The organism is Halorubellus litoreus (assembly GCF_055378595.1).
On sequence record NZ_AP043836.1, the window covers coordinates 3,280,841 to 3,295,157 of the forward strand.

Genomic DNA, 14,317 nt, shown 5'->3' on the forward strand with positions numbered 1-14,317 from the left:
TACAAGTCCACGAGATGACAGACTGCGACGCGGTTCACCGCGTCGACACCCGCCTACTCGCCGTACGTGTGGAAGTCGACGGCTTGTTCCAGTAGTTCGTCTGGAATGCCGGGCACCTCCTCGTCTCGAACCGGGCCTTGTTCTTCGAGAAGGCTCGGGTCGCGCGGGAAGTCACGGAGCTGGAAGTGGACGTCGATACCGGCTTTCGCGCCCTGCCCGAGCGCGACGGGAATCTGGTTATGGCCGGGCGTGCAGTCTCCGACCGCGTAGACGTCGTCGACGGACGTCTGGCCGTGGTCACCGACGACTATCGTGCCGTCGTCGTTGATGTCGCACCCGAGTTCTCGAGCGAGGCCGTTGTTGTACTCGGCACCGTACATCGCGAAGCCGCCCTTGTACTTCCGGACCGTGCCGTCTTCGAATTCAAGTGCCTTCAGCCAGCCGTCTTCTCCATTCTGGACGCCGGAGACGTCCTCGTGGATGACGTCTATCGGGTGGTTTTCGAGTACGGCTCCAGTCTCCTCGCTCCACTCGGGGTCGTTCCCGCGCGTGAGCAGGTCGACCTCGTCGGTGAAGTTGAGCATGATGCCGGCGACGTGCGCGGCGCTCTCGGCGTGGCCCATCACGTACACGGACTCGTCGACGAACATGTGTGCGTCGCAGTGCAGACAGTAGTGGAGGCCCCGTCCCGTTCGTGGGAGTGGCGGCTCCGGTCGCACGTCGTTGAACCCGGTGGCGAGGACGACCCGGTCGGCCTCGTAGGTCGATCCGTTCCCGGAGAGCCGGAGTCGGTCCTCGTCGGTCCGTGAGCAACTCGCGACGCGGTCACGATGGATGTCACAGCCGTACGACTCGAGCTGGTCCTGGCCGACGCCGAGGAACTCGGCGCCGCTCGTCTCCTCGGTGACGCCGAGCAGATTGTGGACCTCCTGCATCATCGCTGCGCGGCCGCCACCGCGGTTCACGACCGCGGTGTTGTGACCGAGTCGCGTGCTGTACAGCGCCGCAGTCATGCCGGCCGGGCCGCCGCCGACGACGACGACCTCGTACTCGTAGTGTTCGGCTGAGTCTCCCATACAGGATGCCGACGCTCGGAGACGAAAAATAGGTATGCGTCGACAAACCCACTCGGCAGTGAACATCGAGGCAGAAAGGCGGTCAGCGTTGTGCAGCGGTGGCGTCACCGGCCGCCACCTCTCTAACTGCAGCACGTACGCGCCGTCACGGGCCGGAACACGCTCGTCGACGGCGAGTGGCAGACCGATATCGGACCGTACACCGACGAGCGTGGCGCGTTCGACCGCGGGGAAACGACGTTCCGTGACCGGATTCGAGACACCGCTGACGCTCGCTTCGAGCAGGCGTCCGATCGCCACCAGCTCCACGTTGCTCGGAACTGTCCGTCGGCGCACGACGTCGCACTCACGCGACGCCTCACCGGCCTCACTGACCCCGTCTCGATGGACGTCGTCGACCCGTGGCGGGAGGACGAGGGCTGGACGGTCACGACCGAGACGGTATGCTGTACGCCCGATACGGTCCTCGGAAGCGAGCACCTGCGAGACGTGTACGTCGCGGCAGACCCGACCTACACTGGGCGAGTGACCGTCCCCGTCCTCTGGGACCGAGAACGCCAGACCATCGTCAACAACGAATCGATCGACATTACTTCCCCAGCGTGCGTACAGCCGTTTCTCGCATACTTAGCAGATTTTATACTGTGCAATACCGTTGAACTCCCTCGTAGGTCTTTATTCACTGTGATGTGAGGCCTAGCGTGATGGATACGAGTCCGGGAACTGAATCACAGAACTCAGAATCAGAGACGCGGCACGGCCGGCCGGAGGCGAGTCGGTACCGAGTCCTTCTCCTGCTTGCGCTTGCCGAACTGTTGGCGATGACGCTCTGGTTCAGCGCCTCGGCAGTCGGGCCGGAACTCGCGACGGCGTGGAGCCTTTCAAGCGCAGAGACGGCTTGGTTGACGAACGCCGTACAGCTCGGGTTCGTCGTCGGCGCCGTCCTGTCCGCGACGCTCACCCTCGCGGATACGGTCCCGCCGCGGTACCTGTTCGCCGTCTCAGCCGCCATCGGGGCAGGAGCGACCGTCCTCATCGCTCTTGTCGTGTCGTCATTCCTTCCAGCCGTGCTGTTGCGATTCCTGACGGGCGTCGCACTGGCCGGCGTGTACCCGACCGGGATGAAAATCATGGCTGGCTGGTTTCGAGAAGGACGCGGGTTCGCTATCGGCACGCTGGTTGGGGCACTCACTATCGGCTCGGCGATGCCGCACCTACTCCGGGCGATCGGTGGCGTCGGCCGGCCGCGTCTCGTCTTGCTGGGTGCAGCTGGGCTCGCGGCAGTCAGTGGCGTGCTCGTTCTGTTCGTACGCCCGGGGCCACACCAGGCTCCGGCGGCTCCATTCGACCCCGGAGCGGTTCGTCGGATGCTCGGTGACCGCGGGACGATGCTCGCCAACCTCGGATACTTCGGTCACATGTGGGAGCTATACGCCGTCTGGGCGTGGATACCGGTCTATCTGGCTGCGAGTTTCGCTGCCAGCGGTGACCCTGCACCAACGCTCGCTGCGCTGCTCGCGTTCGGAACCATCGCCATCGGGGGTCTCGGCGCCCTCGTCGCCGGTGTGTTCGCAGACCGAATCGGACGAACGACCGTCACGAGCGCGAGCATGGTCGTCAGCGGCACCGCCTGCATCGGTGCCGGCTTCGTGTTCGGCCGCACCCTGCTCGTCCTCGTCCCGTTCCTGTTGATATGGGGATTCGTCATCGTCGCCGACTCCGCGCAGTTCTCGGCGGCCGTCTCCGAACTCGCCGAGGACAGTTACGTCGGGTCAGCGCTGACGCTGCAGACGGCCGTCGGCTTCCTACTGACCGTCGGCTCGATCCAGGTCACGCCGATTATCGCCGGCGTCGTCGGCTGGCAGTGGGCGTTCGCGCCACTGGTCATCGGACCGCTCGTCGGGACCGTTGCGATGCTGTGGCTCCGACGGCTCCCCGAGGCGACCGCACTGGCTGGCGGCCGAGGATGACACCTGAATCCCGATTCCGCGCCGGAGTCAGTCCCTCGGAATCGTGACTCTGTGGCATTCCTCGAGCGTGTACGGGGCAGAGATCGACGTCAGTTGCCGACTCGACCTCGAACCGGGTCACCGCCGGTTCCCCCCGTGAAGCCCCGTATTGCTGAACTAGTCTTGAGAGATAGTTGGAGCCCCTTCCGCGGGAGCGGGTGAAGGTGGCTCGTGAGTTCCGAACTCAGGGTGAGTCTCTTCCATCCAGACGTACACGACTGCACCAGACGCGAACATCAGGAGTGCGGTCATGTAGAATGCGGCTTCTGCGTTGACGAACTCCATCGAGAGCCCGATGAGGATGGCTCCGACGGCGTAGCCGGAGTCACGCCACATCCGGTAGACGCCCATCCCTGCAGACCGCCACGTCGGGTGGGCGGCGTCGCTTGGCACAGTCATCAGGTTCGGATACAGCAACGCCATACCAAGGCCGGAGATACCGGCCAGGACGACCCACGCGAGGTACCCCTCGACGAGTACCATTCCGAGGACGCCGGCACCTGCGAGGAACATCCCCCAGATGACGGGCGGTCGGCGACCGATACGGTCAGCAAGTCCACCGGTCGCAATCTGGAGGAAGTACATCGCGCTGTGGGCACCGACGACGACACCGACAGCTGCGATACCAAGACCCTGGCTTACCAGATACAGCGGGACGGCGATCCAGAACAGCGTATCCACGAAGTTCTCGATGTGGCCGGCTTGAGCCGCAGCGAACAGCGTCTTGTCACCGTAGGTCGCTCGCTTCACCACCTCGTTGAACGGCAGATTCGCGTCGTGGTGGTCGTCGTCTCCCTCGGCCTGGGCGTACTGGACGGTCTCCTCGATCAGGAATATCGAGATGAGGAACGCCAGCACGACGACGACCGCGAGGAAGTAGAACGGCTCCGGCCGGAGGCTCCACTGACCGGCGATAACGCCCGTGAGCCATGCCCCGACGGCGACGCCAGTGTAGCCGAACGACTCGTCGATGCCGACCGCAAGTCCACGTTGGTCGGGCCCTGCGAGGTCGATCTTCGCGTTGATCGCCATACTCCACGTCAACGCCTGGTTGATACCGAGCAGGATGTTCCCGACGGTGATCCAGGCCCAGCTCGGCGCGAAGATGAGGATGACCGGCAGGGGGAGTGCCGTCGCCCACCCGGCGACGAGCACCGGCTTGCGGCCGTACTCCTCACCCCATTTGCCAGCGTAGAGATTGAGGATCGACTTCACGATTCCGAACGAGACGACGAACGAGCCGAGAACGAGGAACGATTCGACGCCGAGTACCTCTTCGCCCAGAACGGGGACGACGGTCCGTTCGGACCCGATGGTCAGGCCGGTGGCGAACACCAGCAGGACGTGGAGTGAGAACTGTCCGAGGTGCTCGCGGATCCCTTGCTTGATTTTAGTTCCCGTACTCATAGATTCATTCAGCAGCGCAGTTGTTGGGGCCCAGTTCCAACTCGGCCAGTTCGTCGCTCGGGACCGATTCCTGCCCCACGTTCGTCCGCTTGACGCGTTCGAAGTTCGGCGGATGATCCGGGATGTCAGCTGCGAGTTCGCGGACGAACTCCTCTCGGTCGCGGCCAAGGTCGTCGTTCCGTTTCTCGACCTCCGCAAGGGTCGCCGACACCGGTGGTTCGGGCGAGCCAGGGTCGTGTGCTGGCAGGACCAGCGCGTCGTCCGGTCGGGCCAGCAATCGTTGGAGGCTCTCGTAGAGCGTCGCCGCGTTCTGCTCGACGTCGGAGTCTTCGATCCCAGCTTCGACGCCGAGTTCGACGCGGCCCACGCTCTCGTGGAAGAGCGTATCGCCCGTGATCAGGGTGGCGCCGTCGATGTCGAACGAGACGCTCCCCTCGCTATGTCTCGGCGTGTGAATGACCTCGATGTCGAAACTGCCGACTGTCACGGTCTGACCATTCTCGACCGGCGTCGCGTCGATGCCGAGTGCATCCTTCGGATGGAGGTAGTAGGGGACGTCGTGCCGATAGGCGAGTTCCGCTGCACCCGAGACGTGGTCGGCGTGGGCGTGCGTGTCAAAAACGCCGACCACGTCGGCGTCGTGCTCCTCGACGATCGCCTCGTATTTGTCGAGATAGTGTGACGGGTCGAAGACGACTGCTTCACCGCCTGAAACGAGGACGTGCGAGAGGCAGCCCTTCCCCGGACGTGCGACCTGAATGAGCGCGCCATCGAGATCGGCGGGTACCTCCGCGTGGCGGTGGACCCGGCTCCAGCCGTTCATGCCATCGGTGAGCGTCACTGCATCGTAGTCCAGCTCTTGGAGAACTTCCGTCGCGGTCTCAGAGACGACGCCTGCGGCACAGACCGTGACGACCCGATCGTCCTGAGGCAGGTCAGATAGAGCGTCCTTGGCCCGTTCAGGGTCGTCAGTCAATTCGTCGTAGACATCGACGTTGATACTGCCTGGGATATGCCAGTCCTCGAAATCCGCTTCGTGACGGATGTCAAGGATAAGCGGCCCGGTATCACCATTTCGTAATTGTTCGCAGAGTTCTTCCGGCGTAATATCCTGCATCGGTATTCGAGCATAGAGGAGATATTTGCATATAGGTGATGCCGGCCATGACCGGCACTGTTAATTTTGGCCAACTCAAAGTCCGTCGTATGAGCCTTCACGAAGCTTCGATACGGGTCAAGCACGAGTGTCCGTACCGAGAAATCTCCGAGCGCCACCCGGACTTGACGATCCGTGAGTGGCCGCTGAGCGACTGTCAGGTCCTCGAAATCACCTCAGAGGCGACGCCGACTGACGAGCTACTCGACGAGATCAGTCAGCTTGGGACCGTCCTCCACGAATCGGAGGGGGAGGACGGGTATCACGTCGTCACGCAGTCGTGTCTCTGCTCACTGGAAGAATCGATCATCGACCGCTTCGAGAAGCACAACTGTCTGTATCAGTCACCGACGATCTACCGCCAAGGCTGGGAACACTACACGGTGGTCGCATTCGACGGTGAAGACGTCCGGGAGTTACTCGGTGATTTGCGGTCCGACAGGGAGATCGAACTGCTCGCGAAGACCCCGATCTCGGAGACGCAGATCCCCCACAGCATGCTGGCTCCGGCGAATCAACTGTTCGAGGACCTCACTGACAGACAGCTAGCGGCACTCCAATTGGCACTGGAACGCGGCTACTACGAACAACCGCGAAAGACCTCCCTCCGGGACCTGGCTGAACAGACCGCCGTCGCTCGTTCAACGTTCGAAGAGCACCTCCGGAAGGCCGAGAACAAACTCCTCACGAACGCTGGCCAGTTCTTGCGACTGGTCACTGCGACGTCGACGACTGGCCCGTTGGGCGTCGCTCAGACCCGACAGGCGGAACGGACAGCCGACCAATCTGCTGATTAACCTGGATAAATGTTTGGCAACCTGGTCAGGGCTCGTCAGCGAACCTCGGCATGTATCTGGACATATGTGATGCGTGGCCCGGTCGTGCGTCGGCGTTGCATGCACGATAGTCGGTTAAGAGGATTCCACGTCACCCTGTAGGTGATGGTGGAGCAATCCTCTCAGACGACCGATGGAACCGTGACTCCGCTCGAGGAACTGCCACCGAGTGCGAAGCTCGTGGCGAAGACGCTCGAGTACGAGGGCGAGGATACGCAGGCGGGACTCGCGGATTCGACGTTCCTCTCGCCGCGGACCGTGCGGTATGCGCTCAAGCGACTCGAGGAGAACGGTCTCGTCACGTCTCGAATCTCGTTCGTCGATGCGAGACAGCGTATCTACTCGGTCGACGACGCCGGTGAGTGAGTTGGCAGAGACGGGGGGAGCTGTCGGTGGGAGCTGTTGCGGCCAGAAGGGCGTTCATCTGACCGCGGTCGACCCTAGAAGGTGATGATCTCGTAGTCGTCGGCGACGAGCGACCGGATGCTCGGGTGGCCCTCGTAGTCGTCGAGGGTGACGACGCCGGAGTCGGCGACGGCGTCCTCGACGCCGAACGCGCCCGAGCAGTAGTCACAGGCCGCCGCGTTGTCCCGAACCGCCTGATAGAGTTCGTGATAGTCGTGGCCCTCGTCTTCGAGTTCGGGGATCCACTGTGTCCCGGCGCCGTCGAAGACGAGCTCGACCTCGTCGCCGTCGTTCTCGGCGAACTCCTTGGCGGTTTCGAGCGCGTTGAACACGCGTCCTGCGTTCTCGTGACCTTCTGTTCCTGCGAGTACGACGATTGCTGCTTTTGCCATTGCGGACGTGCCTACACCACCACCGCATATATCGGGCGTGTCGGCGTGTGAAGCGCGTGCAACTCCAACAAACCATTAAATACCGCAGTCAGAGATTGCCGGGACCACGGCCGCACGCAGACCCGACTCCTGGGTGGACAGACCAGCGACGAACCCGCCCCGGGTCAGTGAGAGTGCGAGTGGTCCGTGGGGCGCGTGAACTGCCCGGAGAAGCCGCGCTGGACGACCTCCGAGAGTGCGGGGTGGATGTGGACGGCGTCGCGGATGTCCTGTACCGTGCCCGAGCCGGCCGTCATCGCGACGACGACTTCCTGGATGAGGTTCGACGCTTCCGGTCCCATGACGTGACAGCCCAGTATCTCGCCGTCGAGGTCGATGATGGCCTTCAGGAATCCGTCGGCGTGCATGGCGCTCCCGCGAGCGGTCTCGTCGAACTGGTACGTTCGGGTCGCGTACTCGCGGTCCGCGTCGCGGAGTTCGCGCTCGGTCGCACCGACGCCTGCGACCTCCGGTGACGCGAACACCGCGAACGGCATCGCGGTGTAGTCCACCGGTTCGAGGTTCTCTCCGAACAGGTTCCGCGCGACCGCTTTCGCCTCGTGGTTCGCGCTGTGCTTCAGGAGGTACTCCCCGACGATGTCCCCGAGCGCCCACACGCTGTCCGCGGTCGTGCGGAGGTATTCGTCGGTTGCGACGAACCCGCGGTCGTCCGTCTCGATGCCCGCGGCGTCGAGGTCGAGACGGTCCGTGTTCGGCGTCCGCCCCGCGGCGACGAGCAACGCATCTCCAGTGACCGACACCGATTCAGCGTCGTCCACCACCCCGCCGTCCTCGCCGTACTCGTACGGTGACGCCTCGACGGTCACTGTGTCGCCGTCGCCCGAGACCGCCGTGGCGGCGTGCCCGGTATGGACGGTGAATCGGTCGGCGTATTGCTCCGTGAACGCCGCCGCCACCGCGTCGTCCGCGGCGGGGAGCAGGTTCGGACGCCGACCGATTATCGTGACGTCGCTCCCGAACGTCCCGAAGAAGTGCCCGAGTTCCGCCGCGATGTAGCCGCCGCCCACGACGACCAGGTGGTCCGGCGGGGTCTCGAGCTGGAGCGCCTCGGTGCTCGTCAGGTAGTCCACGTCGTCGAGCCCGTCGATTTCCGGAATCGAGGGGCGCGTTCCGGCGGCGATGAGGACGGTTTCTGCATGGATACGTGCACCCTCGTCCTGGCCGCTGACTATCTCGACCGTACGCTCGTCGACGAACCGCCCCTCGCCCTCGTAGAGGTCGTGTCGTGGCGACGACCGCAGCCCCTCGCGAATCGAGGCCGCGTCGGCGTGCACCTCCTCGTTGACCTCACGGACGATCTTCGCGAAGTCGACGCCAGAGACCTCGGCGTCGATATCGAACTCGCCGGCGCGTTCGACCATCTCCAGGACGTCCGCGTGGTACAGCAGCTTCTTCGACGGAATGCAGCCCCGGTTGAGACACGTCCCCCCGAGCCGTCCCTTCTCGACGACTGCAACGGACTGTCCTCGATTCGCAGCGGCGTTCGCCACGTCCAGTCCCGACCCGGAACCGATCACCATGAAGTCGACTTCGTCCATACCACGAACATCGCTCTCGGAGTGCATAAACAGCAGTCGGTGTCGCACTCGCGTCTCGAAACCGCTCGGTTATCCACCGCTGAGTCTGGTTAGAAAATAGAAACAGGTGTCGAGGATGAATGGAGGCGGGAAGGGGAGAGGGGGAATAGAGGGGGAGCAGACGGTGGGCGAAGCGCGTGTCGACTCCCCGGTTCGGGGAAGGAACTCGGGGATGAAAACGGTCTCGCGGAAGTGCAAGAAGAGCACACGCGAGATCGAATTCGTTCACTCTCTCGTGATAGCTCAGGATTCGAACCAGGTGCGCTCGCGGCGGTCGCTCTCGACCACGATGACGGTATCGTCGTCGTCGAAGTACGACGCCGCGAACGCGGGGTCGTCGATGCTCGGTATCGCGTCTCGCGGGAGTACGTCCAGAACGCCCATACCGAGGACACGCTCCCGGCGAGCATCAAACGGCTGCCCGGGCAACCGAACGACGGGGTCGGCGAGTCGCCGTCGGTCGTGGGTCGCGATTGCACGAGCGCCGGGTGGTTATTATCGTATTCGTCGATGTGTTCGTATGGGCTTCCTGAACAGTATCCTTGGACAAACTGACGAACAACCAGTGGCGGACGCTGACGAGACGGACAAGTACGCCATCCTCCTGAACGCCGGGCCGGAAGACGGTTCGACCGCGAACAACGCGTTCGGGTACGCCATCGAACTGGACGACGCCGGGCACGACGTCGAGATGTTCCTCGACGGGACGGCGACGAAGTGGGCGACGGAGTTCGCGGAGGACCCGGACCGCCCGTTCAGCCACCGATGGCGGACGATCCAGAGCCGCGGGCTCCTCGCCGGCGCGTGCGGGTACTGCGCGGACGCCTTCGACGCCACCGACTCCTGCAAGCGCGCGAACGTCGACCTCCTCAGCGACTCCGGACAGCACGCCCCCTCGGTCGGTGAACTCGCCGACCGCGGCTACGAGCTCCTCACCATCTAGTTCGGCGGAACGACGTCGACACGAACGACCGTCTCTCCGCATGCATCGCGCTCACTAGACGAGTTCGACGTCGGTGAACTCGAAGCGAGCGCCGCCAGCGTCACTCTCCGTGACCGTGAGCGACCAGCCGTGTGCGCTCGCGATCCGCATGACTATCTTCAGTCCGAGCCCGGTACCGGTCTCGTCCTCGCTGTACCCCGCTTCGAGGACTTGCGTTCGCTCGCTCTCGGGGATGCCGACGCCGTCGTCCGCGACGTAGAACCCGTCGTGGAGCGCGCCAACGGTTATTGCGATCTCGTCGTCGTTCCTCGTGTCGGCGCGGCCGTGTTCGGCGGCGTTCCGGAAGAGGTTCTCGAGGAGTTGCTTGAACAGGTTTTCGTCGGCGCACAGCGCCGCGTCCTCGGCGACCTCGACGGTCGCGTTCCCAGCCGCGACGTGCTTCCAGCACTCCGCGACGAACGCGGAGAGCGAGACGACCGAGAGGTCGACGTCCGCGTGGTCGGCCTGCGCGGTCCTGAGGATGTCGTCGATGAGCGACTCCATGCGGTCGAGCGACTCCTCGATAGCGTCGACGTGGTCGTCGTCGCGCGAGGCGTTGACGAGTTCGAGGTGGCCTTGGGCGACCGTGAGCGGGTTCCGGAGGTCGTGACTGACGGTGCTCGCGAACTCGTCGAGGCGGTCGTTCTTCGCCTCGAGCTCCCGGAGTTGTGCGGCGTTGTCGAGCGCTGCGTGGACCTGTGCGGCGAGTATCTCGGCGACGTCGTAGTGGAACTCGTCGAACTCCCTGTTCTCCGTGGAGGCGATACCGAACACGCCGTGGTCGCCGAGCGGGAACAGGAGCGCGTTCCGGAACGGGAGGTCGGTCGCCATCTCGTCGCCGGCCTCGGCACGGACGTCGTCGAACACCCGTGGCGTGCCGGCTTCGAGCGTCGACCAGAGCAACCCGTCGGGGTGCTCGAACGCGGGCGGGTCTCCGACCGTTCGTGCGAACGTGTCAGTGACGGCTGCCGGTTCGAGTCGCGACTCCTCACCGGCTTCGCTGCGGAGGTAGACGTGTGAGAGCTCGAGGTCGAGAGTGCGGTCGGCGGCGTCGACGGCGTGTTCGGCGATGGCCGTCCGGTCCTCGAGGCGGATGAGTGCCGCCGCGGTACTCGCCAGGTCGTCGAGTATCGCCGCGCGTTCCTCGCGGTCGCTGACGTCGCGTATCGACGCGAGAACGACGTCTCGGCCGTCGTAGTCGAACGTGGTCGCGGAGATCTCGGCCGGGACGCTTCGGCCGCTCTTGGTGAGACAGGACAGCGAACTCGTCCACCCGCTCCCGTCGGCGTAGACGGTGTCGACGAACGCCTCGAACGCGTCGATTTCGTCGGGATGGATGTCTCGTGGACTCAGCGATTCGAGCTCCGATGTGGAGTACTCGAGGAGGTCGGCCGCCTGCGGGTTCGCAGCCAGGATCTCGTCGGCATCGGGGTCGAAGATGAGGATGGCGTCGTTGCTGTGTTCGAACACCGACCGGAAGCCAGCCTCCTGCATGGTCATTACTTCGGCTCGTTCGTATTGAAACTAGAGGTAGGGGCGACTGACTCGGGCAGTACATGGGGGTGTTCGAGTAGGAGTCAGCCAGGTTCGTCCTCGAAGTACGAGAGCACGCGGGCCTTGATGTCGGTGAAGGCGTCGCCGGTCCGGTCCCGCGGTCTGTCGAGGTCGACGGTGACGACGTCGCGGACGGTCCCTGGCGCGTCGGAGAACACGACGATGCGGTCGGAGAGGTAGACGGCTTCCTCGATGTCGTGGGTCACGAAGCAGATGGTCTTCCGGGTCGCCGCCCAGATGTCGAGGAGTTCCCTGTGGAGCGTGGTGCGCGTGCGGGCGTCGACGCTCCCGAACGGTTCGTCCATCAGGAGTATCGGGGGGTCGACGGCGAGTGCGCGTGCGATGCCGACGCGCTGGCGCTGCCCGCCCGAGAGTTCCTTCGGGTACGCGTCGGCTTTGTCGGTGAGGCCGACGAGTTCCAGACAGTACTGGACGCGCTCGTCGACGGAGAATCCCTCAGGCGCACCGACCTCTTCCAGGCCGTACCGGACGTTGCCGGCGACGGTCCGCCAGGGGAACAGCGCGTCGTCCTGGAAGACCATGCCGCGGTCGGGGCCGGGTTCGGTCACGCGGGTCCCGTCGACGTGGACGGCGCCGTCGGTCGGCGTTTCGAGACCGGCGATGATGCGGAACGCGGTCGATTTCCCCGACCCCGATGGGCCGACGATGGAGACGAACTCGCCGCGTGCGACGTCGAAGGTGACGTCGGTGATGGCTTCGACCGGGCCGCGGTCGGTCTGGAACGTCTTCGAGACGTCGGCGACGGCTATCTGTGGCGTTTCGCCGGTGGCTGCGTCGGCATGCGTGTCGGTGCCGGTCGGTTCGCCGTCCGGGTCGTTCTCGGTCGATGAGTGGTTCGGAGTCATGGTTAGCGCCAGGCGAGCATGCGGGCTTCGAGGAGTTTGATGAGGCGGTCCGAGGCGAGGAACAGGACGCCGATGACGAGCATGTACGCGATGACGACCTGCATCTGGAGGAAGTTCGCGGCGTCCCAGAGGTGCTTGCCGATGCCGGGCACGCCCAGGAGTTCCGCGGCGACCATCACCATCCAGGCCTGCCCGGCGGCGGTTCGGAAGCCCGTGAAGAGGTCGGGGAGCGCGGACGGCAGGACGACTCGCCGGATGAGCCCGAGGTCGGTCTTCGTGCCGAGCGATTGCCCGACTTCGAGGAGTTGCTGGTCGACGCCCCGAACGCCGCTCTCGGCGTTGTAGTAGTTGATCCAGAACGCGACGATGCCGATGATGAACGCGGCCCCGCTGTCGTTGAGACCGAACCAGATGATGGCGAAGGGAATCCACGCGAGCGGCGGCACCGGACGGAGGATGCTGGCGACGGTGCCGACGGAGAGGTCGACGGTTTCGGACCAACCGACGAGGACGCCGACGGCCATCCCGAACGCGGAGCCGACGAGCAATCCGGGGACGTAGTGGCGGAGGCTCTGGACGGTCAGTTCGAAGACGAGCCCGGAGCTGACGTCGGCGACGAGGACCTCGAGGACCGCTGGCGGTTGCGGGAGGAGATTCTGGGGTGTGACGAGCGCACCGGCCCACCAGACGAGGACGAACCCGACAAGGGCCGCAAGTTGGATGCCGATGGACCGACCCTGGTCATAGCCGAGTCTCCCCGTGGGGTACCCAGCGGGGTCGGTGTCGGTCTCGGTGCTACTCGCCACTGCTCGCCTCCTCGTAATAGCTGTGGTCGAAGACGTCGCTCTCCGCGAGGTCCGTATCGACCGAGCCGAGTTGCTGGTGGAAGTCGTTGTAGACCAGCGACTTGTCCACGATACGCTTGGGGTTCGAGATGAAGTTCGACGCCGGCGAGTTGATGGCTTTGGTGGCGACGTCCGTCGTGAGGATGTCGCTCCCGATGACCTCGCTCGCCATCTCGGCGGCAGCGGTGCGGTTCTCGTGGATGAACGACGTCGCGCGGACGTGGATGTTCACCAGCTCCTGGACGAGACCGGGGTTCTCGTCGAGTAGTCGCTGGGAGGGCTGGAGGACGGCCCCGGGTTGTCCGGGCATGATCTCGCCAGCGTATTTGAACGGTTGCATGTCGCTGTCGGGGTTCTCCTTGAGGAGCGTCGGGACGGGCTCGATGGCGCTGCCCGCGTCGGCGTTCCCCGTCGAGAGCGTCGATTGGAGCGCGCTCGGGCTCTGGCCGAGTATCTCGACGACGTCGAGGCTCAGGCCGAGCACCTCCGTGATCCAGTACCGCAGGAAGACGTCGGGCGTGGAGCCGGCGGGAAGCGTCGCGAACTTCGGCTTGCGGCCCTTGTCGGCGCGGAACTGCTCGAAGGCGTCGGCGCCGTGGTCGGTCCAGTACGATCGGAACTCCTGGCTGCCGACCATGACGTTCGGTTCGAGGACGTTCGCGGCGACGACCTTGGAGGAGACGCCGTTGGCGATGGCGACGAGTCCGGGGCTGATGCCGACGTACGCGAAGTCGATGTTCCCGGACGCGTACGCCTGGACGAGCGGGGGGCCACCGCCGAACGTTTGAACCGTGATATCGGGGCCGAGGTCGTCGTACCAGCCCTGCTGGTCGATGACGAAGTACTGCATCATCGGGAAGACGTTGAGCGTGCCGAGCGTGAGCGAATCCGGGGACGAACCGCCCCCGAGATTCAGACAGCCGGCGAGTCCGGTGGTGATGCCGGCGGTCGCTGCAGCGCCGGTACGGAGGAAGTTACGACGAGAGTGTTCTGATGGAGTCATGGATAACAACGGGCCCGTGACGGGGTTAACCGTTGCAACCAGAGTAGGCCTTACCGGTGTCCACGACGTCACTGGAACCCGCGTCCATCTGGAGAGGGCTGGTCGCAGTCGTGTGGTTTCTACCACGAGCACGTACGAGGTTACGCGAT

General features: G+C 64.5%; 15 protein-coding genes. 5 read left to right on the forward strand and 10 right to left on the reverse strand.

What is annotated here, in order from left to right; genetic code table 11:
- Nucleotides 1-53: 53 nt before the first annotated feature.
- Nucleotides 54-1,076, reverse strand: a complete 1,023-nt coding sequence (locus tag ACZ48X_RS20735; RefSeq protein WP_336350594.1) for an NAD(P)/FAD-dependent oxidoreductase — start codon at nt 1,074-1,076, stop codon at nt 54-56.
- A gap of 252 nt (nt 1,077-1,328) precedes the next feature.
- Between ACZ48X_RS20735 and ACZ48X_RS20740 the strand changes: the two genes are divergently transcribed.
- Together ACZ48X_RS20740 and ACZ48X_RS20745 are read left to right on the forward strand one after the other, a co-directional pair.
- A complete protein-coding gene (locus ACZ48X_RS20740; protein WP_464379854.1) occupies nt 1,329-1,769 on the forward strand; it encodes a hypothetical protein in 441 nt (146 codons plus the stop codon).
- Nucleotides 1,770-1,780: 11 nt separating this feature from the next.
- Complete coding sequence (locus ACZ48X_RS20745) at nt 1,781-3,046, forward strand: MFS transporter (RefSeq protein WP_336350593.1); 1,266 nt, start codon at nt 1,781-1,783, stop codon at nt 3,044-3,046.
- A gap of 156 nt (nt 3,047-3,202) precedes the next feature.
- Here the strand turns inward: ACZ48X_RS20745 and ACZ48X_RS20750 are convergent, their stop codons facing one another.
- Nucleotides 3,203-4,492 (reverse strand): MFS transporter, encoded by a 1,290-nt coding sequence (locus ACZ48X_RS20750; RefSeq protein ID WP_379762334.1) that lies wholly within the window; start codon nt 4,490-4,492, stop codon nt 3,203-3,205.
- A 4-nt stretch (nt 4,493-4,496) separates the two neighbouring features.
- Nucleotides 4,497-5,609, reverse strand: a complete 1,113-nt coding sequence (locus tag ACZ48X_RS20755) for an MBL fold metallo-hydrolase (protein WP_336350591.1) — start codon at nt 5,607-5,609, stop codon at nt 4,497-4,499.
- A gap of 89 nt (nt 5,610-5,698) precedes the next feature.
- On the opposite strand from ACZ48X_RS20755, the gene ACZ48X_RS20760 reads away from it, so the two are divergent.
- Both ACZ48X_RS20760 and ACZ48X_RS20765 read left to right on the forward strand, forming a co-directional pair.
- Nucleotides 5,699-6,445 carry a helix-turn-helix domain-containing protein gene (locus ACZ48X_RS20760; RefSeq protein ID WP_336350590.1) on the forward strand — a complete coding sequence of 249 codons (747 nt, stop codon included), beginning with the start codon at nt 5,699-5,701 and terminating at the stop codon, nt 6,443-6,445.
- Between the two features lie 144 nt (nt 6,446-6,589).
- Nucleotides 6,590-6,850, forward strand: a complete 261-nt coding sequence (locus tag ACZ48X_RS20765; protein ID WP_336350589.1) for a helix-turn-helix domain-containing protein — start codon at nt 6,590-6,592, stop codon at nt 6,848-6,850.
- A gap of 74 nt (nt 6,851-6,924) precedes the next feature.
- On the opposite strand, the gene ACZ48X_RS20770 is transcribed toward ACZ48X_RS20765, so the two are convergent.
- From ACZ48X_RS20770 to ACZ48X_RS20780, 3 genes are all read right to left on the reverse strand, one after another.
- Nucleotides 6,925-7,281, reverse strand: coding sequence for a DsrE family protein (locus ACZ48X_RS20770; protein WP_336350588.1), 357 nt, complete (start codon nt 7,279-7,281; stop codon nt 6,925-6,927).
- A 164-nt stretch (nt 7,282-7,445) separates the two neighbouring features.
- Nucleotides 7,446-8,879, reverse strand: coding sequence for a dihydrolipoyl dehydrogenase (locus tag ACZ48X_RS20775; RefSeq protein WP_336350587.1), 1,434 nt, complete (start codon nt 8,877-8,879; stop codon nt 7,446-7,448).
- Between the two features lie 282 nt (nt 8,880-9,161).
- Complete coding sequence (locus ACZ48X_RS20780) at nt 9,162-9,302, reverse strand: hypothetical protein (RefSeq protein WP_336350586.1); 141 nt, start codon at nt 9,300-9,302, stop codon at nt 9,162-9,164.
- 181 nt (nt 9,303-9,483) lie between these two features.
- Here ACZ48X_RS20780 and ACZ48X_RS20785 point away from each other — a divergent pair, with 181 nt between their 5' ends.
- On the forward strand, nt 9,484-9,861 hold the full coding sequence (locus ACZ48X_RS20785) for a DsrE family protein (protein ID WP_336350585.1): 378 nt from the start codon (nt 9,484-9,486) through the stop codon (nt 9,859-9,861).
- A 54-nt stretch (nt 9,862-9,915) separates the two neighbouring features.
- Here the strand turns inward: ACZ48X_RS20785 and ACZ48X_RS20790 are convergent, their stop codons facing one another.
- The 4 genes from ACZ48X_RS20790 to ACZ48X_RS20805 all read right to left on the reverse strand — a co-directional run bounded on the left by ACZ48X_RS20790 (nt 9,916) and on the right by ACZ48X_RS20805 (nt 14,168).
- Entirely contained in the window at nt 9,916-11,400 is a 1,485-nt protein-coding gene (locus ACZ48X_RS20790; RefSeq protein WP_336350584.1) for a sensor histidine kinase, read from the reverse strand.
- Between the two features lie 77 nt (nt 11,401-11,477).
- The gene (locus tag ACZ48X_RS20795) at nt 11,478-12,320 is read right to left on the reverse strand and encodes an ABC transporter ATP-binding protein (RefSeq protein ID WP_336350583.1); all 843 of its coding nucleotides are present in this window, start codon (nt 12,318-12,320) and stop codon (nt 11,478-11,480) included.
- A 2-nt stretch (nt 12,321-12,322) separates the two neighbouring features.
- Nucleotides 12,323-13,126, reverse strand: coding sequence for an ABC transporter permease (locus ACZ48X_RS20800; RefSeq protein ID WP_336350582.1), 804 nt, complete (start codon nt 13,124-13,126; stop codon nt 12,323-12,325).
- Nucleotides 13,116-14,168 carry an ABC transporter substrate-binding protein gene (locus tag ACZ48X_RS20805; RefSeq protein WP_336350581.1) on the reverse strand — a complete coding sequence of 351 codons (1,053 nt, stop codon included), beginning with the start codon at nt 14,166-14,168 and terminating at the stop codon, nt 13,116-13,118. Before ACZ48X_RS20805 ends, ACZ48X_RS20800 begins: the two co-directional genes overlap by 11 nt.
- Between the last annotated feature and the right edge of the window lie 149 nt (nt 14,169-14,317).

Coding starts and splice junctions, on each gene's coding strand:
- ACZ48X_RS20760 (WP_336350590.1), top strand. CDS start 5,699: ATGAGCCTTCACGAAGCTTCGATACGGGTCAAGCACGAGTGTCCGTAC.
- ACZ48X_RS20775 (WP_336350587.1), bottom strand. CDS start 8,879: ATGGACGAAGTCGACTTCATGGTGATCGGTTCCGGGTCGGGACTGGAC.
- ACZ48X_RS20790 (WP_336350584.1), bottom strand. CDS start 11,400: ATGACCATGCAGGAGGCTGGCTTCCGGTCGGTGTTCGAACACAGCAAC.
- ACZ48X_RS20755 (WP_336350591.1), bottom strand. CDS start 5,609: ATGCAGGATATTACGCCGGAAGAACTCTGCGAACAATTACGAAATGGT.
- ACZ48X_RS20765 (WP_336350589.1), top strand. CDS start 6,590: ATGGTGGAGCAATCCTCTCAGACGACCGATGGAACCGTGACTCCGCTC.
- ACZ48X_RS20770 (WP_336350588.1), bottom strand. CDS start 7,281: ATGGCAAAAGCAGCAATCGTCGTACTCGCAGGAACAGAAGGTCACGAG.
- ACZ48X_RS20735 (WP_336350594.1), bottom strand. CDS start 1,076: ATGGGAGACTCAGCCGAACACTACGAGTACGAGGTCGTCGTCGTCGGC.
- ACZ48X_RS20750 (WP_379762334.1), bottom strand. CDS start 4,492: ATGAGTACGGGAACTAAAATCAAGCAAGGGATCCGCGAGCACCTCGGA.
- ACZ48X_RS20745 (WP_336350593.1), top strand. CDS start 1,781: ATGGATACGAGTCCGGGAACTGAATCACAGAACTCAGAATCAGAGACG.
- ACZ48X_RS20795 (WP_336350583.1), bottom strand. CDS start 12,320: ATGACTCCGAACCACTCATCGACCGAGAACGACCCGGACGGCGAACCG.
- ACZ48X_RS20780 (WP_336350586.1), bottom strand. CDS start 9,302: ATGGGCGTTCTGGACGTACTCCCGCGAGACGCGATACCGAGCATCGAC.
- ACZ48X_RS20805 (WP_336350581.1), bottom strand. CDS start 14,168: ATGACTCCATCAGAACACTCTCGTCGTAACTTCCTCCGTACCGGCGCT.